General features: G+C 71.3%; 16 protein-coding genes. 6 read left to right on the forward strand and 10 right to left on the reverse strand.

Translation table 11 applies throughout. From position 1 onward, the window contains the following. Positions 1-213 precede the first annotated feature (213 nt). The 4 genes from AB0E67_RS10450 to AB0E67_RS10465 form a co-directional block, all read right to left on the reverse strand. The gene (locus tag AB0E67_RS10450) at positions 214-756 is read right to left on the reverse strand and encodes a class I SAM-dependent methyltransferase (protein ID WP_362023711.1); all 543 of its coding nucleotides are present in this window, start codon (positions 754-756) and stop codon (positions 214-216) included. A 348-nt stretch (positions 757-1,104) separates the two neighbouring features. Continuing rightward, on the reverse strand, positions 1,105-1,764 hold the full coding sequence (locus tag AB0E67_RS10455) for a DUF4232 domain-containing protein (protein ID WP_362023714.1): 660 nt from the start codon (positions 1,762-1,764) through the stop codon (positions 1,105-1,107). Between the two features lie 815 nt (positions 1,765-2,579). Beyond that, a complete protein-coding gene (locus tag AB0E67_RS10460; protein ID WP_362023717.1) occupies positions 2,580-2,753 on the reverse strand; it encodes a hypothetical protein in 174 nt (57 codons plus the stop codon). 281 nt (positions 2,754-3,034) lie between these two features. Further along, on the reverse strand, positions 3,035-3,691 hold the full coding sequence (locus AB0E67_RS10465) for a helix-turn-helix domain-containing protein (protein ID WP_362023718.1): 657 nt from the start codon (positions 3,689-3,691) through the stop codon (positions 3,035-3,037). A gap of 132 nt (positions 3,692-3,823) precedes the next feature. Between AB0E67_RS10465 and AB0E67_RS10470 the strand changes: the two genes are divergently transcribed. Beyond that, a complete protein-coding gene (locus AB0E67_RS10470) occupies positions 3,824-4,834 on the forward strand; it encodes a hypothetical protein (RefSeq protein ID WP_362024622.1) in 1,011 nt (336 codons plus the stop codon). A gap of 294 nt (positions 4,835-5,128) precedes the next feature. Here the strand turns inward: AB0E67_RS10470 and AB0E67_RS10475 are convergent, their stop codons facing one another. Then, entirely contained in the window at positions 5,129-5,398 is a 270-nt protein-coding gene (locus tag AB0E67_RS10475) for a hypothetical protein (RefSeq protein ID WP_362023720.1), read from the reverse strand. A gap of 279 nt (positions 5,399-5,677) precedes the next feature. Here AB0E67_RS10475 and AB0E67_RS10480 point away from each other — a divergent pair, with 279 nt between their 5' ends. After that, positions 5,678-6,253: a hypothetical protein gene (locus AB0E67_RS10480; protein WP_362023722.1), complete on the forward strand. Its 576-nt coding sequence runs from the start codon at positions 5,678-5,680 to the stop codon at positions 6,251-6,253. A 235-nt stretch (positions 6,254-6,488) separates the two neighbouring features. Continuing rightward, positions 6,489-11,180, forward strand: coding sequence for a cation-translocating P-type ATPase (locus AB0E67_RS10485; protein WP_362023725.1), 4,692 nt, complete (start codon positions 6,489-6,491; stop codon positions 11,178-11,180). 468 nt (positions 11,181-11,648) lie between these two features. Here AB0E67_RS10485 and AB0E67_RS10490 read toward each other — a convergent pair whose 3' ends face one another. From AB0E67_RS10490 to AB0E67_RS10500, 3 genes are all read right to left on the reverse strand, one after another. Beyond that, positions 11,649-12,203 (reverse strand): GNAT family N-acetyltransferase, encoded by a 555-nt coding sequence (locus AB0E67_RS10490; protein ID WP_362023728.1) that lies wholly within the window; start codon positions 12,201-12,203, stop codon positions 11,649-11,651. A 370-nt stretch (positions 12,204-12,573) separates the two neighbouring features. After that, positions 12,574-13,212 carry a hypothetical protein gene (locus AB0E67_RS10495; RefSeq protein WP_362023729.1) on the reverse strand — a complete coding sequence of 213 codons (639 nt, stop codon included), beginning with the start codon at positions 13,210-13,212 and terminating at the stop codon, positions 12,574-12,576. A 230-nt stretch (positions 13,213-13,442) separates the two neighbouring features. Then, entirely contained in the window at positions 13,443-13,832 is a 390-nt protein-coding gene (locus AB0E67_RS10500) for a DUF3995 domain-containing protein (RefSeq protein ID WP_362023732.1), read from the reverse strand. Positions 13,833-14,333: 501 nt separating this feature from the next. On the opposite strand from AB0E67_RS10500, the gene AB0E67_RS10505 reads away from it, so the two are divergent. Continuing rightward, positions 14,334-14,462 (forward strand): hypothetical protein, encoded by a 129-nt coding sequence (locus tag AB0E67_RS10505; RefSeq protein WP_362023734.1) that lies wholly within the window; start codon positions 14,334-14,336, stop codon positions 14,460-14,462. Positions 14,463-14,561: 99 nt separating this feature from the next. After that, positions 14,562-15,368 (forward strand): MFS transporter, encoded by an 807-nt coding sequence (locus tag AB0E67_RS10510; RefSeq protein WP_362023737.1) that lies wholly within the window; start codon positions 14,562-14,564, stop codon positions 15,366-15,368. Positions 15,369-15,432: 64 nt separating this feature from the next. Here AB0E67_RS10510 and AB0E67_RS10515 read toward each other — a convergent pair whose 3' ends face one another. Next, a complete protein-coding gene (locus AB0E67_RS10515) occupies positions 15,433-15,831 on the reverse strand; it encodes a hypothetical protein (RefSeq protein ID WP_362023739.1) in 399 nt (132 codons plus the stop codon). A 116-nt stretch (positions 15,832-15,947) separates the two neighbouring features. On the opposite strand from AB0E67_RS10515, the gene AB0E67_RS10520 reads away from it, so the two are divergent. After that, the gene (locus AB0E67_RS10520; protein WP_362023742.1) at positions 15,948-16,805 is read left to right on the forward strand and encodes an alpha/beta fold hydrolase; all 858 of its coding nucleotides are present in this window, start codon (positions 15,948-15,950) and stop codon (positions 16,803-16,805) included. A gap of 282 nt (positions 16,806-17,087) precedes the next feature. Here the strand turns inward: AB0E67_RS10520 and AB0E67_RS10525 are convergent, their stop codons facing one another. Further along, positions 17,088-18,278, reverse strand: coding sequence for an aminotransferase class I/II-fold pyridoxal phosphate-dependent enzyme (locus tag AB0E67_RS10525; RefSeq protein ID WP_362023745.1), 1,191 nt, complete (start codon positions 18,276-18,278; stop codon positions 17,088-17,090). Between the last annotated feature and the right edge of the window lie 9 nt (positions 18,279-18,287).

The following is an 18,287-nucleotide window of genomic DNA, read 5'->3' on the forward strand; positions in this document are numbered from 1 at the left end:
GTGCCGGACCCGTCGGCATCTTCAGCGTCGGCGAACACGGCCCGAGAGGTGAACTCATCGGCGAGCCGGACGGGTTGGCGGCCTCGGTCAGCGGCACTTGAACTGTCGATGTCGATCAGGGATCCGATTCCCACCTGCTGCGCGACTGACCAGCGGAGTCGGCCGAGGCCCTCCGGCACTCGCTCTGCTGACCGCCGGCCCGGCCACGGACGGTCAGCATCTGCGGTGCACGGAAACGGCGTACTGCCCGTCGGTGTAAGGAGCTCGGGACCAGGTCGCGTATCTGGCTTCAAGGGTGAGTCCCGCCGCACGGCAGTGAGCGTCGTAGTCGTCCAGCGTGTATCCGCGGTCCAGGGAGAAGCCCGCAACAAGACGGCCGTACCGACGGACGTGGCCTGCCACCCCGGCCACCAGGGCCGGTTCCGTTCCCGGCGGGGTGAACAGCGGAACGTTGCCCGCCATCACCACGACATCGAACAACAAGCCCAGGTCGAGGCCGACCAGGTCGTGCTGGTGCCAGCGGATCTCCGGCGCCAGGCGCCGGGCGGTCGCGATCATCGACTCGTCGACGTCCACGCCGACCACGGCGATCCCGTGGCGGGCCAACTCGATGGCCACCCTGCCAGTGCCACAGCCCGCGTCCAGGACGGTGGTGGGCTCGAAGGAGCGGACCAGCGCGGCTTCACCGTGAACGTCCCCGCCCTCCGCGGCGATGCGATCGAACCGGGCCTGATACTCGTCACCGTTCCACGTCATGCGTTCACCGTGGCACACTCCCCGCTCCGACCGCAGCCCGGCCTCCGAAACCTCCGTCACCTGCCGCGGTCGGCCTGGCGGGGGTGCGAGCCTGCGCCGACGAGGGCTTCGACGGCCCCGTGGTCTGCGTGTCCCGCTCCAGCGGGTTCGAGGAGCGGTGCCAGAACATGGGCGAGGTCGAGTAGCCGGTGCACCTGTGCCCGGGAGATACCGGACTCCGCGGCGCAGTACGCCGTCGACGACTTCCGTGTCGAGTTCGGCGCGTCGGGGGCTGGAGAGGGCTCGCGTTCCGCGCGTGGGGCGCTCGGACAGCGGCGCGGTGCGGCTGAGCACCCTGGGACGTGCGGGTCAGCCGCCCTGACCGGTGCTCCCCATCGGGCCGACCTTCACCTGGGAGCCGGAGCCGTCCGTGACGGGCAGCGTGTCGGCACCCGGCCAGTCGAGGGTGACCGACTTCGTCTCGTCCGGCGGGGTCACCACCAGGCCCGTGATGCGGACGCCGGAGCCGCCCGACTCGTTGATCGGGTAGTTGATGCCGAAGTACACCGACTTCCCGTCCTTGAGGGTCATCGGGGTGGCCTTCTCACCGGTGCGCTTCGCGGACAGCGTCCCCGAGCCGGTCTTCAGGTCGACGCCCGCGTACCCGGAGAGCACGCAGTCCCGGCCGCCGCCGTTCTTCAGCTCCACCGCGACGGTGCCGTCGGGGTCGCCGTCGATGGTGCTGTCCGTCGCCGTGATCTCCAGCTCGTCGGTGCGGCACTTGCCGGCCTTGCCGTTCTCGTTGGAACCGGTCCCGGCGGCCGTGCCCTGCCCGCCGGCCCCCTTCCCTGCGGAGTCCTTCCCGCCGCCCTGGTCCGAACCGCCCGAGCCCGAACCACCGCTCGCGGAAGACGCGCCGGACGCGGACGGCGGGGCGGTCTGCCCCATGTCGTCACCGTTCTGACAAGCCGTCAGCGAGAGACCCGCGGCAACGGCCAGGGCTGCGAAGGTGAACTTGTGTACGCGCATCGTTTCTTCCTCAGTGTCGGTGGGGGGGTGTCGGCCGCTCGGTACGGGTCGGTACGAGCGAGCGTTTCTTCCCACCTAGAGCCGCCCGGCCCGACGAGGCGTTCCGCCCAACCACCCGCTAATACACCCCTGTTACACACGCAGCCGGACACAGCGCGCACCATCCGCCGGGCGCACCCCGCCCGCGCCCGCCCCGCCGCACCCGGCCCCTGCAGCGTCCGGCGCGGAAGACAGGGCCCGAACACAACACGCCACACCGCTCACAGGCACGCCACCGACGGGCCGGGACGGCGGTTCCCGCCACCACCCCGCACCTGCTCGCGGCCAACGCCCGCTGGGACAGACCCGTGACTCGGCAGATCTTGACCACAACCGGTGACAAGCCCACCGGGCGAGACACCAACCCGGCACGCTTCCACCCCCTGTCCGTCCGCTCCAACGCGTCCGTCCAACAGGGAAACGACTCGTGACCGAGCGGGTCCGGACCCGGGCGGCGTGCGCGTCGCGGACCCGGGCTGCGAGCACCGCCACGGAGCGCCGGACGTCGTCCATCGCCTCCCGCAGCCCGGCCGTCATGTCCCGGGCCTGCGCCGCGTCCAGCGGCGGCCGCGCCGGTTCGGTGCTGTCGTCCTGGCCCTGGTCCTGGTCGTGCTCGCTCATGCCTCCGTCGTTCTCCGTATCTGCGGGCCGGGCCGAGACCGGCGAAGTCGCCTCTCCCGGCCCTTTCCGAGCGTCCCGGCCGCCCGACAGGCCCGTGTCCGAGCTTGTTCTGCTTCATCGGTTCATGCCCGGATGGTGAATGCCTGCGGCTCGTGTCAGTTTCGGCGGCGTACAGCGCGGAAGCCGTTCCAGAGCAGCGTGCCGAACGGGATGGCACCGAGCAGGATGACGGACAGTGAGATCAGGACGTTCTGGACGCGCTCGCCGTCCGCGTCGGAGGCGTCGGCTTCACCGACCACCCGCCCGTCCAGCACAACGTTGCACCGCACCGTCTCCGAGGGGTGCAGCCCGGATCGGTGCCGGAGAGCAGGTGACGGGCATACGCCCACACATGGGCGACCCCGCGCTCTCGTTGATCATCCTGCGGCTGAAGACACCGGCGGAGCGAGGTGGACACAGCCGCCCTCTTTGGTCGTGATGCCACTTGACGGAGTCTCAGCGCACGGTGACGGCCTGCGCGGGGCTGCCGGTGGCGGGTGAACCCACGGCCGTCTTCAGCGTGACGACGGGGTCTCCCTGCGCTTGAGCGTCTTCGACGGTCGGGTCGACTTCACTGCTGGACGCGTCGCTCGGCGGCGTCGAACGCGGGCGCGAGCGGGGCCAGCGCCGCACGGAGCTGGTCGCGCAGTGAGCCCGAGGGCACGACCAGTCCTCCGGCGCCGGAACTCCCGGCCGCCTCTGCGTTCCCGGCCGGCCGGAGCCAGCCTTCCAACGCGATGCGAACCGCCACGGCCACGCTTGCCGCGAGGACGCGGGCCGTGTGCGCTCCGGCGTCAGCCAGGCGTTCGGCGATCACTGCCGTGAGAGGGGGCTCGATGCCGACGGTGGTATCGAGGAACGCGTCGCGCAGCGCGGGCCGAGTGGTGATCAGCAGCAGCGCCTCGTGTTCGCGCTCACCGGTGTTCGTGTACTGCTCGACCACTGCTTCGGTGACGGCGTCGGCCAGGCACACTCCTGCGGGCCGGGCCGCGACCGCCGCCGCGATCCGCGCCTCCCGGTCCGCGGTGACAGCGGAGACGATCGCCTGCTCGCGGCTGGCGAAGTAGTTGTTGTAGGTGCGCGGCGAGACCCCGGCCGCCTCGGCGATGTCCTCCACCCGCACCTGGTCCGGTCCCCGCTCCATGGCCAGGCGCAGGGCCGCCTCGCGCAGCGCCTCGCGCGTTGCCTGCTTCTTCCGCTCCCGCAGTCCTGGCGATGGTTTCGTCACGGTGTCAGCGTTCCACACAGGGCTGCGTACACGCAAACTTGCGCATAGGAAAACTTGCGTAGGCGCAATTTTTCTGTCAGTTTCGAACCGATCGAGACCGACAGAGAGGACGGCACCATGCGAGCAAGAGGGATGACCTACGACACCGGGTTCGTCGTGCACGACCAGATGTCCCGCGAGCACTGGGACCCCGCGGTGGTCCGGCGCGAGCTCGCCATCATCCGCGACGACCTGCACTGCAACGCGGTCCAGATCATCGGCGGCGCCCCGGACCGACTGGAGCTGGCCGCCGGTGCCGCCGCCGAGCTCGGCCTGGAGGTCTGGTTCTCGCCCTATCCGCTGGAGCTGGATCCGGAGCAGATCCTCACGCTCTTCCGCGACTGCGCCGAGCGGGCGGAGCGGCTCCGGCAGCAGGGGGCCGCGGTCGTGTTCGTCGCAGGGGTCGAGCTGAGCGTGATGAACCGCGGGTTCCTGCCCGGGGAGAGCCCCGAGGAGCGGGTCGAGCAGCTGATGGGCCGACCCGAGCGGCGCGCCGAAGCGATGCGCGAGCTCGGCGTGCGCATGAACGCATTCCTCCGCGGCGCCGCGGCCACGGTCCGTGAGCGCTTCCAGGGCAGGCTCACCTACGCGTCCATCCAGTTCGAGCAGGTCGACTGGACCCCCTTCGACATCGTGACGTTCGAGCTGATCCGCTCCGCCGAGGTCGCCGACCGGTTCCGGGACGCGGTGCGCACCCTGGCCCAGAGCCCGAAGCCGCTCGCCATCACCGGGTTCGGCACCGCGGCCTATCGCGGCGCGGGAGACCGCGGTGGGCGAGTGCTGGAAGTGGTCGAGCACGATCCGGAGACCAAGGTCCCTGTACGGCTGAACGGCGTGTACGAGCGTGACGAGGCCGGCCAGGCCGCGTATCTGAGCGAACTGCTGGAGATCTTCGAGACTCAGGGCGTGGACAGTGCGTTCGTTTTCTTGTTCGCCTTGCCCGGCTACCTGCACCGCCCGGACGGCGACCCCAGGGACGACTTGGACCGGGCCGGCCTGGGCATCGTCAAGCTCCTCGAAGGACGCCGGGGGCAGACCTACCCCGATATGGAATGGGAACCCAAGGCCGCCTTCGCGGCAGTGGCGCAGCGGTATCAGAGGTGACGGACCCCGCGCACGGTGGTCACTGCTCGGATCCGCACTGCGGCGCAGCACGGATCCGAGCAGTTGGAAGTGGTATGCGCCGGACGCGCCGCACACCTCGCGCCGGTCACACCGATAGCGGGGCCTGATCTCCGACGAGACGGGGCAGGCCAGAACGGGGACGAAGACCGAGGCCGCAGGTCGGGCACTGCTCCGGCACGATGGGCCGGGTCGAGAACGTGATCGTCGCGGTGTACACGACGTACGCGACCAAGCGGCCCACGCCCTCGTCGAACGGTGGCCCGTCGGCGGTGGTCAGTCGTGCCGGGGGCGACGGTCGGTCGTACCGGTGTCGAGCGCCTGCCGGGCGAACCGCAGGGCGTACGGCAGCGCGGCCCGGGTCAGCGGGCCGGCACCGACAACGCCGGCCGCGGCCGAGAGCAGGGGCTCCGCGCACACGACGGCGCGCAGCAGGGTTGCGGGAGCGGCGCACAGCCGGGCGGGCAGGTCAGGGAGGTCGGGAAGGACCAGGGTCAGGGTCCGATCGTCCGTGTCGGGACGCGGCCAGGTGAGTTCGATGCGCATGAGGCGGCCTCCGCGGAAGTGGGGATCGTGGCCCGAGGCCCGGACGGCGTCGCCATCGCTGTGCCTGTGAGGCGTCTCCCCCGAGCGGCGGACGTTTCCTCGGCTCGTCCGGCGGAGGGAATCGGGCGGCGAAGCGCCGTGTCGTCGAGTCCGTCCTCCGGCGGGGCAGACATTTTCAGAGTTGCCGAAATTGCCGGATCTGGTCAAGGTTGTCGAGAATATGAGGTATGTCACAGCCTCGATGTGTGCCTCACCTGTCCTACGGAGGGAGTGCGGACCATGACTGACAGTTCCCATGCGCACGGCTCAGCGGACACGAAGGAGCGGCATCCCGTCCAGGAGACGCTCACGCACCCCGTGGAGATGATGACGGCGGCGGTCGAGAAGGTTCCTGGCGCGGACCGGGCCAAGGAGTTCGTCGACGGTGTGCTGGACTCCGTCGGGATCGTCTCGCCCCGCGCGCGACGCGTCGCTGCGTACACGGGTGCCGGGCTGCTCGGTGTGGCTGGTGTGATCGAATGGCCGCTGGCCGCGGCGGGCGCCGCAGCCGTGTGGCTCACCCAGCAGCGCCCGAAGGACGCCGCGGCGGCCCGGGCGGCCGACGAAGCCCGTGCCGAGGGAGCGCAGACGAAGCGCACCGCCAGGTCGGCCAAGGCGTCAACCGCCGCAGGCAAGGCGAAGTCCCGTTCCGGCAAGGCGACGACCCGTCCCAGTAAGGCACGTGCGGGGACGGCGAAGAGCCGCACGCCCAAGTCGGCGAGTACCAAGGCCAAGGCCCGCCCGTCCGGGCGGACCACCAAGAGCACCGGGGCGGGCACCTCACGTACCCGGGCGGGTGGACGGAAGAAGACCTGACGACGCCCCCGCCCACTTCGGCGGGCGAACATGGGAGCCGGATCGCGACCGCCGTCCGCCACAGCGGCCGATCACCACGACCATCACGCGCTCGGCGACCGGCCGCCGTGACCGCAACCCGCTCGGTGCCCGCGCTCGGCGGCCCCGTTCGACGATCCTCGCTCCCCCGCTCCGTTCCGACGACCCTCCGTCCGTACCGCCCCAGCCCGTTGCGGCAGGCTCGCGAAGGTGACACATGCTGCTCCGCTTGCTGACCGGGCTGCCCGCCGTGGTCCTGCAGAACGCCTTGACGGCCCCGGTCGGGGCCGCACGCCGGATCGCCCCGCCGGCCACCAACACGGCACGGATGGCCGCCGAACTCGTGAGCGCCGGTGCGCGTGGCGTCTTGAGCGGTGCGGCGGAGGTGTCGCAGACCGCGGTGCGGGTCGGCAGGGTCGCCCGCAACGCCATGACCCCGCAGACCGGTCACTGGCGTGCCGGGTCCCGCATGCACCTCGCGCTGCAGCGGTCTCCGGAGACGCGGAGACCGGCCCTGGAGCAGTTCGAGGCCGCGTGCGGGAAGCTGGCCGTCGAACTGGCCGAACACCCCGATGTGCTGGTCGCCTACTGGGACAGCGGCCTGGAACGGCTGGTCGTGCAGACCGCCGAGGCCGCGGTCGATGAGCAGTTGGTGGAACGGGTGTCCGAGATCGCCGCCCGGCACGGGCTGGTGCGCGTCGACGACCAGGCGTTGGAGCACACGCATCCGGGGACGACCGGAGGTGTGCGCGTCAATGCGATCGCCGTGGCCTGCGACGCGGTGGGCATCGCCACCGCCCTCGTGGCCAGGACGATCCCGCTGAGATCCGTGCCGGAGATCGTCGTCGCCGCAGCCGTCGTGATGCGTGAGGACTCCCGCGTACGAGGGGCGCTGAACCGGGCGCTGGGCCCGGACCTGGCCGACCTGGCACTCGCCGCAGCCCATGCTGCCGCCTGCGGGATCGGGCAGTCGCCGAGCCCGCCGCTGCTCGACGCGGCCTTGCGGATCGCCCAGTTGACGGAGTCCGTCGCGCAGCTCGCGGCGTTCGACGCGGTGCACGACACGCTGTGCGTCCCGGGCAGGCCGACGGTGGGCCGGGACGACACCGTGCGCCCGCCGCTGCGTTCGTGCCCCGGCGAGGAGTACGCCGACGCCGCGATCAACGGAATGCTGGGCGGTGCCGTCACCGCGCTCCTGTTCACCCGCAGTCTCGACGGGGCGGCGGAGACCGCACTCGCCGGTTCACCCAAAGCCGCGCGCTACGGCCCGGCGGCCTTCACCGCAGCGCTCGGCAGCGTCCTGGCACGCGAGGACGTGCTGGTCCGCAGCCCGGAGCGACTGCGTCGACTGGAGATCGTGGACACCGTCGTCCTGCATCCCGGAGCACTGCGCAGCACCCGGCGCACCGTGCTGGAGGTCCATCCCAGCACGAGCGGATGGGATCACCGTCGACTGTGGCAGGAGGCCACGGCGGCCCTGCGCACACCCGAGGACGGGGCGTTGGTGTCCCGGGCCGGGGAGCAGGGGCTCGGCCTGCGGCCGGCGCCCGACGAGGCGGCGCCGTACGCGGAACCGCCCGACACCGGCCTGATGATCGCGTCGGTGCGCGGCAGGGATGTCGGCACCGTCCTGGTCGGCCGGGAACTCGACCCGATGGCCGAGGCCGTGCTGGACGCCGCGCGCCGGGCCGGTCTGCACGTCGTCGTGCCGGATGACCGCTCGCTCAGCGAGTTCGGGACCCTGGCCGACCAACTCACCCCTCCGGGGCTTCCGTTGGCCGAGGTGGTGGCCGGTTTACGGAGCGGCGGGCGGACGGTCCTGACGGTGGCGCGCGTACCGGTCGACCGGACGGCGGCGGAGGGGGCGCCGACCGACCGGACGGCGGGGAAAAGAGCGTCGGCCGACATCGCCGGGGAAGGGGTGCCGACCGGCACGGCGGCGGAAGGGGTGCCGACCGACGCCGCCCGCGACGTGCTCGAAGGGCTGCTCGGCAGCGATATCGCCGTGGCCCTCGCCGACGAGCGCGGGGCCGTCGTCTGGGGTGCGGACGTCCTGCCTCTGCACGGTCTGGAGGGTGCGTGGCGACTGCTGTCCGCCGTGCCCGCGGCACGGGCGGCCGGCCGTCGGGCCAAGTTCCTCGCCGAGGCGGGTGCCACGCTCTCCGAACTCCTGGTGCTCACCCGTGGGGCCCGGACCCAGCCGGTCCCCTTCCCCCTCGAACTGCGGATCAGCCCGGTCACCATCGCCACCGCCGCGGCTCTGGTGTCCGGCTGGTGCGGCGCGCTGGGCGCCGCTTCCGGCGAGCCCCCGCACCCCGGGCCGCGGGTGCCGTGGCACGCCCTGCATCCGGAGGAGGTCATGGCCCGGCTGGCGAGGGCTCCGCGGGCCGCGCCCACGACGTGGGAGGTGGTGCGGGGCCGGGCCGGCCACGCCCTGAACGCCGCTGCCGCCCACCCGGTCCTCGCGCCGGTCCGGATCGGCGCGCGGCTGGCGGGCGCCACCTGGGCCGAACTCGACGACCCGTTCACCCCCGTCCTGCTGATCGGCGCCACCGCGTCCGCGCTGCTGGGGTCCGTGGTGGACGCGTTCCTCGTCGTCGGCGCTGTCACCGGGAACGCCCTGGTCGGCGGGGTGCAACGGCTACGCGCCGAGCGGGCACTGGCCGAACTCGCCACGGGGCAGCGGAGCACGGCCCGGCGCCTGCCGGACGTGTCGGCGGACGAACCGACCGTCGTCGAGGCCGGACGACTGTCACCCGGCGAGGTGATCGAGCTGCGCACCAATGACGTGGTGCCGGCCGACGCACGTCTGCTGGAGGTCAGCGGCTTCGAGGTCGATGAGTCCTCGCTGACCGGTGAGTCGCTGCCCGCGCCCAAACAGGTGGCGCCCGTGACGGAGCCGTCCGTCGCGGACCGCAGTTCCATGGCGTTCGAGGGCACCACGGTAGTGGCCGGGCACGCCCGCGCCGTGGTAGTGGGTACCGGCGACCAGACCGAGGCCGGCCGCGCGGCGTCCCTCGCCGCCCGGGTCCCCCCGTCGGCGGGGGTCCAGGCGCGGCTGCACCAGCTGACCCGTCGGACGCTTCCCCTCACCCTCGCGGGCGGCGCCGCGGTGGCGGCTCTGTCCCTGCTGCGCGGCCGCCCGGTGCGTACCGCGCTCCAGAGCGGGCTGGCGGTCGCGGTGGCCGCCGTTCCCGAGGGCATGCCCTTGGTGGCGACGGTGGCGCAGATGGCCGCGGCGCGGCGGCTCAGCCGGCTGGGCGTCCTGGTCCGCACGCCGCGCAGCCTGGAGGCCCTGGGCCGGGTGGACACCATGTGCTTCGACAAGACCGGGACCCTCACCGAGAACCGGCTGCGAGTCGTCAGCCTGGTCACCGCCACCGGCGCCGAGCGCCAGGCCTCGGCGCCCGAAGCGGAACAGATCCTTCGGATCGCCGCCCGCGCCTGCCCCCGCGCCGCCGAGCAGCCGGGCGTCCACGCCCACGCCACCGACGAGGCCGTCCTGGCCGCCGCCCCGCGGGAGACCGGGTGGACCGTCCTGCGGGCCCAGCCCTTCGAAGCGAGCCGGGGCTACGCGGCCGCCGTCGGAAGAGACGCGGACGGCGCGGACACCCTGGTCGTCAAGGGAGCCCCCGAGGTCATGCTTCAGTGTTGCCCCGACGCGGATCCGGCGACCGTCGGCACGGCGCGTGCCCTCGCCGCCCGGGGCCTGCGGCTGCTGGCCGTCGCCCGGCGCCGCCTCGCGGCGGAGGAGGCGGCCGAGGCACTGGACAAGCCGCTCGAACTGCTGGAACTCGTCGGGTTCGTGGCGCTCGCCGACCGCCCTCGCGCCAGTTCGGCCCCGCTCGTGGCCGGACTCGGCGAGGTCGGCGTACGACCCGTCATGCTCACCGGCGACCACCCGGAGACCGCCCGTTCCGTGGCGCTGTCCCTCGGCTGGCCGTCGGACGTCACGGTCGTCACCGGCGACGAACTCGCCGCGCTCGACCGGGCGGGGCGGGCGCACCTGCTCCGGGACTGCGGCGTGGTGGCCCGCGTCGCGCCCGAGCAGAAGCTGCTGGTGGTCGAGGCGCTCCAGGAGGCGGGGAGCGTCGTGGGCATGGTCGGGGACGGCGCCAACGACGCCGCCGCCATCCGTGCCGCCGATGTCGGGGTCGGCATCGCGGCGCGTGGGTCGGCGGCCGCGCGCAACGCAGCGGACCTCGTGGTCACCACCGACGAGCTGTCGGTGCTCATCGACGCCATCGGCGAGGGACGCGCCCTGTGGCGGAGCGTGGCCGACGCGATCAGCATCCTGCTCGGCGGGAACGCCGGAGAGGTCGGCTTCTCCGTACTGGGCACCCTGCTGTCGGGCACCTCACCGCTGTCGACACGACAGTTGTTGCTGGTCAACCTGCTCACCGACATGTTCCCCGCCATGGCAGTCGCGGTCACCCCGCTCGATCCGGAGCCCGCCCGCGAGTCTGCCGCCGTCGGCGAGCCCGTGGGTCTCGCCGTCCTCGGGCCGCCGCTGACCCGTCAGATCCGCCACCGCGGCGTGATCACCGGGGTCGGCGCGGCCGTCGCGTGGCTGCTCGGCGGGCTCACCCCCGGCTCGGTCCGGCGTACCAGCACGATGGCCCTGTGCGGTGTGGTCGGCGCCCAGCTCACCCAGACCGTCGTCGGGCGCCGACACAGCCCGCTGGTCCTGGTCACCGTCCTCGGGACCGCCGTGCTGCTCGTCGCCCTCGTCCAGACGCCGGGAGTCAGCCACTTCTTCGGGTGCACGCCGCTGGGACCGGTGGCGTGGACCGGCGTGGCCGTCGCCGTCGGCACCGCCGCCCTCGGACCCCGCGTACTGCCACAGGCCGACCGGCTGCTGTCCGACCTCGCGGCGCGAGTGCGCCCCGCGGTGCGCTTCGTCCGCTGAGGGCCGTCCGCGAACCGCCGTCGCGGACCACCGCTCGGGGCGCTCGGTGGCTCAGCCGGATCGTCGTCCAGGACCGGAAGCCCAGGAACACCTGGGCCGTGTCGGCGAAGTGCCGCCTGCCGTGCGACGCCCGGCGCACACGCTCGCGGCGTTGTCGGACCCGTCCTCGTACGTCCGGTACTGAGGACGATCCTCCACCTCTCGATCAATGGGGTCTCCCCTGTTCGAACGAAGCCGAGAACTCGGGGAAGCACCGGACACCGCGCGGCCTGACACTTTGACGACAGGTCCGAGCACACCGGGTGTGGCTGCCGCCGGGGTTCACGGAAAGGCCGCTGGACGGGCGTCGCCGGTGGCTACGGTCCGGTCGTGCCGACGGAGTTTCCGACCGGAGGGCAGGCGGGAACCGGACGCCGTCGAGAACGACGAGGACCGACAGCCGGCATGCCACCCCTTCCGGGAACGCGCTCAAGCGGGCGGCGTGCCCGGGGACCACACCCCCATCCACTGTTCGGCGCCCCACGCCTCGTACCGTTGCACCTCGGTGAACCCCAGCTTTGCCGCGAGGCGCATCGAGCGGTCGTTGGCGGTCTGGGTGCAGAGCACCACCGGCTCGCCGGGAAGCGCGTCGGCGAACCAACCGAGCACCGCCGCGCACGCCTCGGCGGCGTACCCGTACCCCCATGCCTCCGGCAGGAGCAGGTAGCCGAGCTCGGCCTCCCCGGCATCCGGACGGACCTGACTCCGACGCTCCGCGTCGCGTCGGTTGAGCTCGATGGTGCCGATCATCGCTCCGTCGAGCTCGATCACGAAAAGGCCGGGACGTCTCTCGGGCGTCTCGGGCAACGCGCGCTCGCACTCATCACGCGGTCGAGGGCCGCCCACGTAGGCGCCCACCTCCGGCGAGGCGAACAGCTCGATGAACGCCGCACGGTCCCGGGCCTCGGACTCGCGGAGCACGAGCCGCTCGGTCTTGATCGGGGCGGGTGGCCAGGCGACGGACCCCAACCCTGGTTCAGTCATGGCGGGGAACCTATCGCACGCTCGCCGAGCAGCATCTGCTCTCACCACTCGGTTCCGGCACCCGGTCCGTGACGACGATCACCGGATTCTGCCAGGGTGACTTACCGTCATCCGGGACCGTGGTGCGGTGTGATGCCCTCAGAGGGATGCTGTATTCCCTGCCGGTGCCGGGCCCGCCTCATGGTCGAGGCCGTCGACGGCCCACCGGCGGACGAGGCGGACGTGCGCGACCGACTCGCCGCCGTCCGAGCCGATGGCCGGGGGGTGTCGAGGTTCCGGTGCAGCGAGGTGAAACCGACGCTGCGGTCGCGTGGTTCGGCGACCATGCCGATGAGGTCCTGGAGGCTGCGGCCTGTTGGTCTGGCTCTGTTCAGCTGTCGAACCAGACGACGAGTCTGACCGCCTCGTTCCCGTGCACCCCCGCGAGAGTGCGCATGACTGTCCAGACCGGCTTCCACTGTCCGTCCGGGCGGACGACGTCTCTACGCCTGAGGCGACCTATACGAAACAGCCGGTCGCCGTCGTGCCATTCGGTGCCTTCGGGGAAATGGAGGCCGGCCCTGTCGGCGATGTCCTGGGGGCAGCCGCAGAGATCGAGGAAGGCTTGCGGGGCCCCGAAGTGCCGTTTGTACAACTGCCAGTTGCCGTCGGCATTGCGACGGTGCTCGTGTACGTAGGGGTCCGGTTGCAAGGACAGCTCGTCCCAGTCGGCCTTCTCGACTTCTGCCCAGCTGATCGACGTCGGGCTGTGCCCCTCGTGGTCCTCGTACAGATCACGGACCCGTTTCGACACATCGGGCGGAAGGCCGCGGGCGGCTGCGAGCGGTTCGAAGGCCTTGTCGTTGGTGATCCCGAAGTCGTTGCGGACCCCGAAGAGACACCCGAAGGCGTCGTAGTCCCGCACATCGTTCAGGTGGTCCAGGTTGATGGCGGCCTGCCAGCAGGAGTCGTTCTCGTAGTCGCGATAGGCTCGGCGGCATTCGATGAAGCCGTGTATGTCACACCCCATGCAGACCATCTTCGTGATCCAGGGCAGGTGTCCGCCACCCAAAAATGAGCGGATGGCAGCCGGTTGCCGCGAGGTCGGCCGACGAGACGGTCCGCCAAGTCTTCATTCCGGAGAACCTGCCTACGCGACCCGCGCCGACGTGGTCCCGCCGGAGCCTGTGATCCGGCCGGCCGACCTGGACAACCCCGACGGCTCCTGTCGGGAGTCAGAGGCGGGCGGTTCCATGTCGCCTACCGGCCGCGCCGGGTGGTGGTGACCGCGGTCGTGGCCGCGATCGCGAGGCACAGTGGCGAATAGGCGAGCCGGTCGAGGCGCCTGAAGCGCGGTGAGACCGATCCCGGGGACAGCAGGTCGGTCCGACCCGAGAGCCCGGCCGCACCGCGCACGCCGAGTACGGCCGCGACGCCGGCCGCGCCGAGCCGGGACAGCGCCGGGTGCCGCCGAGGCCGTCCCGCGACCAGCAACGCCGCGGTTCCCAACGCGCCTGCCACCGCGAAGCACGCCGTGGGGCCGGGCGCCTCCGGGCGGCCGACCACCACATCCGAGAAGGTCTCCCGGTCGGGCAGCGGCCAAGGCGAACCCAGACCCCACGCGACGTGCAGACCGGAAAGGGCGGTCAACGCCGTGACAGAAATCCGACCGGCAGCACGCTCGATATTCATGGCGCTCACGCTACCGCCCACGCCGAGCGGCCATTCGACCAGGTAGTGCCCAGGTTGCGCCTTCCCTGTTCCGTATCGCCCAGCAGCTGTCCTGTCTCGACGAGGTCAGTCGTCCGCGCGCGGTCTCCGCACTCCGGGCTCACGCGGCGGCCCCGGGGCCGGGCACCGGTCCGTAGTCGTCGTCGGAGTCGGCGGTGAGCGCGGCGTACAGTTCGGGGTCCGCGTGCACCTCGGCGGTGTGCTCCACTCGGTGATGAACTGGGCGACGGCGGCGGTGCTGTCCAGGTCGGCAGCGGCGCCCCCTGGCAGCCGAACTACCCACCCGTACAGGCGATCTGAGCGCACCGGAAGGACCCGGAGGAGCTGATCACGCCCGGGGCACCGCTGAGCCGGAGTATCCACACCGCACCGTCGATCCCCACGGAGATCGCCGACCTGTCACCCGACCTGCCCCTACGCATGTGGTGGCCGATCACGGCGACGCTCGTCACCGGCGAGCGCGACGCGGTGCTGGTCGACGCGCTGCTGACCACGGAGCAGGCCGGCCGGCTGACGGACTGGGTCGCCACTCACCTGTCCACGGCCTGACGTCACTGGGATCCCCACCCACAACCACACCGATCGACCAACCTGCTCACCCGTCACGGCAAGCAACGTTGCAGTACAAGGGCGTGTTGCGGCAGTCCCGTGCGACGCGGCCGAGCGATGGCCGTCGCCATGGCCGGCACGCCCGTTGCGCTGTCCATCGGGGTACCGGCGGGGACGCTCCTGGCCCGGCTGATCGGCTGGCGTTCCACATTCGGGCTGATGAGTGTGCTCGCCCTGATGCTGGTCGTCTGGATTCTGCGGGAACTTCCGGACCTGCGGGGGCAGAGCGAGCATGCCCGGGCCACGCCGGTCGGCAGGGTGCTGAGAATCCCGGGCGTGGCGCCCGTCCTCCTCGTGACGGGTGCGTTCGTTCTGGCACACAACATCCTCTACACCTCCATCGCGGCTCTCGCGGCGGCGGCGCGGATCGAGGACCGTGTGGATGCGGTGCTGGCTTTCGGAGCATGCTCGCTCGCGAGCATCCGGATCACAGGAATGCTGATCGATCGGCACCTGCGACCGTTGATGATCGCGGCAGTCGCGCTGTTCGGCACCGCGGCACTCGGCTTCGGCGTTTTCGCCCACATACCCTGGCTGATCTTCGCCTGCTCAGCCTTGTGGGGGCTGTCCTTCGGCGGTGCAGCGACTCTCCTGCAGACAGCCGTCGCCGACGCGGCGGCCCACGCCTCGGACATCGCTCAGTCGCTCCTCGTGACCTGCTGGAACGTCGGCGTCGCCGGCGCAGGCGTGGCCGACGGAATGCTGCTGGGCCGTGAAGGGCCCGAGGCGCTGCCATGGACGGCACTGGCTCTGCTTGCAGTCGGTCCGACAGTGACCGTTGCCGCGAACCAGCACGGGTTTCCCAGCCGCTCTCCACGGGGCGCGAGGCCGAAGACCGACCGGTGAGCTCGGGGATGCGTACCCGGCCCAGTTCGACACGCCGAACGAGGTCACATCAAAGGGTGGGAATTCAACAGAGCAGGTTCGCCCCATGCCTTGGTCGAGGGTGGGGAATTTCAATAGCCCTGTCGTCAGCCCCGGCCTCGCCTGATGCCATCGCACCGTGCCGCAGGTCGTCGAGGGCGTCGAGGCTGTCTGCGCCTGCGGCCATGCCCATGCCCATGCTGCTGGTGACCTTCGCGTCCGCCGCCGCACCCACGCCGTTCCTCACCCCGGTCAACTTGACCTTCTCCGTCACCAGTCGCGGCAGACCACACTGCTCGGCCAGCCGCATCACCGGGACCAGCCCGGCCTGCGCGATCGGGTTCGGGTCGTCGAACGCAGCGGAGACCGCCGCCGGCGTACGGGAAACCCGCATCTCGGAAGTGCCTTGCTGATCGTGCGCGCCGGAAGCGTGAAGAATTCCCATCATCGCAGGTCACAAGGCACTCCTTCATCTTCCCAAACGTCATCCACAGGCATTGGTCGTGGATCGGGGCCTAGTCTCAAGGGAGTTGATGTTCCTCAGCTTCGGGAGGATGACCTATGGCAGCCGTGCACGTGACCGTGTGGGATGACCGCGATCAGGTCGGAGGAGGCCGGGCCCCAACAGTTTCGAGGGCTCCGGCGACCCCGGCGGCGTCTGCCGCCCCCGCCCTCTTCATCCACAACATCTTCACTTGGGGCAGCGACTCCGCGTACGGATTCGCCGGGCAGCGGCCCCTCGCGGACAGCCGGCGGCTCCTCCTGATAGATCGCCGGGGATACGGCGACAGCCCGGACACCGCGCGCAGCGACTTCGACGTCGACGCCGAGGACGTCGTGGAGGTTCTTGGCGACGGGGCCTCCGCCGTGGGGCCCGGCGGCGCCCACCTCGTGGGGCACGGGAACGGCGCCGTCGCCGCGCTCATCGCCGCCGCGCGCCGGCCCGACCTCGTCCGCTCCCTCGCTCTCATCCAGCCCTCCGCCTTCACCGCCGCCGCGCACCATCCAGTCGTCGCCGACCTCCTCGACCGGGTGCGCGACGGTGCCTCGGGCATTCCGGACGGCGTCACGCCGGAGCAGTATCTACGTGCGTCTACCGCGGGGTTGGGGATGGCTATGCCCGAGCCCACGTCGCGCCGGCTCCGTGCCGTTGCCACCTCCATGAGGGAGCGGCCCATCTGGGAGGCGGAGATCCCGCTGGAGGTGATCCGGGGCGCCGCCCTGCCGATTCTGGTGATCTGCGGAACCTGGGAGCGCGCGCCGGCCGCGTACCGCGAGCACGTGGGGCTCCCCCTCATGGCCGTGGCCGAGTCCCTCACGGACTCCCTCCGGGGCCGCCTCCTGCGGGTGCCCGGGTACTACCCGCACACCCAGGAGCCCGCCGCCGTCAACGCCGTCCTTCGGGAGTTCTGGGGCTGACCCGGTTCCGCGTCGGCTGCCGGTCCCACGCGGCCCACCCTTGCCCGACGGTCCGTCTCATCAGGTACGAAGCGCATGTGCGGCATGAATTATTTGATGCCCTGTCAGATTTCCTCGGTGAGGCTGGGATGCGGATGGCACAGGTTTCCGCCGGGGCGGCTGGGGGTGTCCGTGGAGACGTGGACGAGGGCGCCCGAGGTCGTTGTGTGACGAACGACCCGGACACCCTCGCGATAGCACAGCAGCCGGGCTACAAAGAGCGCATCGGCCGCGGTTCCGCCATCATTCGGCATGCTCCGAGGCCAGTGCGGCGAACCCCTGACTGAGATCGGCGATCAAGTCCGCTTCGTGCTCAAGGCCGACGGCGAAGCGGATCAAACCACCGGGGACTCCGGCCTCGGCAAGTTGTTCCTCGGTCAACTCGTTCGACCACATCGCGGCGGGCCGCACCAGCGTCGAGCGGGTGCCGCCCAGGCTGGGGGAACGCACGGGAAGGCGCAGCGTCGAGATGAGTTGCTCGGCCGCCGACTGGCCCCCACGAAGCTCGAAGCTCAGCAGTCCGCCGAAGCCCCGCATCTGCCGCATCGCGAGATCATGCTGGGGGTGGCCGGGGAGCCCAGGGTAGTTCACCGCTCGTACCGCGGGGTGACCGACCAGGTACTCGGCCACGGCCTGCGCGCACTGGTTCTGCCGCTCCGCCCGCAACGCCAGGGTCCGCAGGCCACGCAGCGCGAGCCACGCATCGAACGGGCTGACGACCGAACCCACGATGGTGTGAGCCCTCCAGAGCCGTTCGATCAGCTCGCTGCTGCCGAGCACGATCCCGGCTTGCACGTCCGCATGCCCGGACATGGCCTTGGTGACGCTGTGCATCACGAGGTCCACACCCTGCTCCAGTGGCCTTTGGTTGAAGGGGGTCGCAACGGTGTTGTCGGCGAAGGTGAGGATGCCCCGGGCGCGGGCGAGCGCGGCGACCGCTTTCACATCGGTCAGCTGGAGCAGCGGGTTGCTGGGGGTCTCCAGCATGATCAGCTTGGTGTCCGGCGTGAGCGCCCGGGCGAAGGCATCGGTGTCGGTCTGGTCCACGAAGGTCACCTGGACACCGAAACGGGGCGCGACATCCCGCAGCAGACTCAGTGTGCCGCCGTACATGCTGCGCTGGGCGACGACATGTTCGCCCTGGGACAGCAGGGCGAACAGGCTCGTCGTGATCGCTCCCATGCCGGACGCGGTGGCCAGGGCAGCCTCGGCGCCCTCCACGGCCGCGACTACACGCTCCAGCCGGGCCTGCGTCGGGTTGCCGTATCGCCGGTAGTAGCGCTGAGGCTGGGACTGCTCATTGAGTGCTTGGAAGTCCTCTGCCGTGGGGGCCGAATAGTTCACCGCCTGATGGATCGGGGGCGCGACGCCCAGTTCGTCCGGATCGACATCGGCATGGGCGAGGAGTGTCTCAAAGGTCTGGAAAGAGTCCATGGTTCGAGC

Source organism: Streptomyces sp. NPDC032161, from assembly GCF_040636995.1.
Lineage (GTDB): Bacteria > Actinomycetota > Actinomycetes > Streptomycetales > Streptomycetaceae > Streptomyces.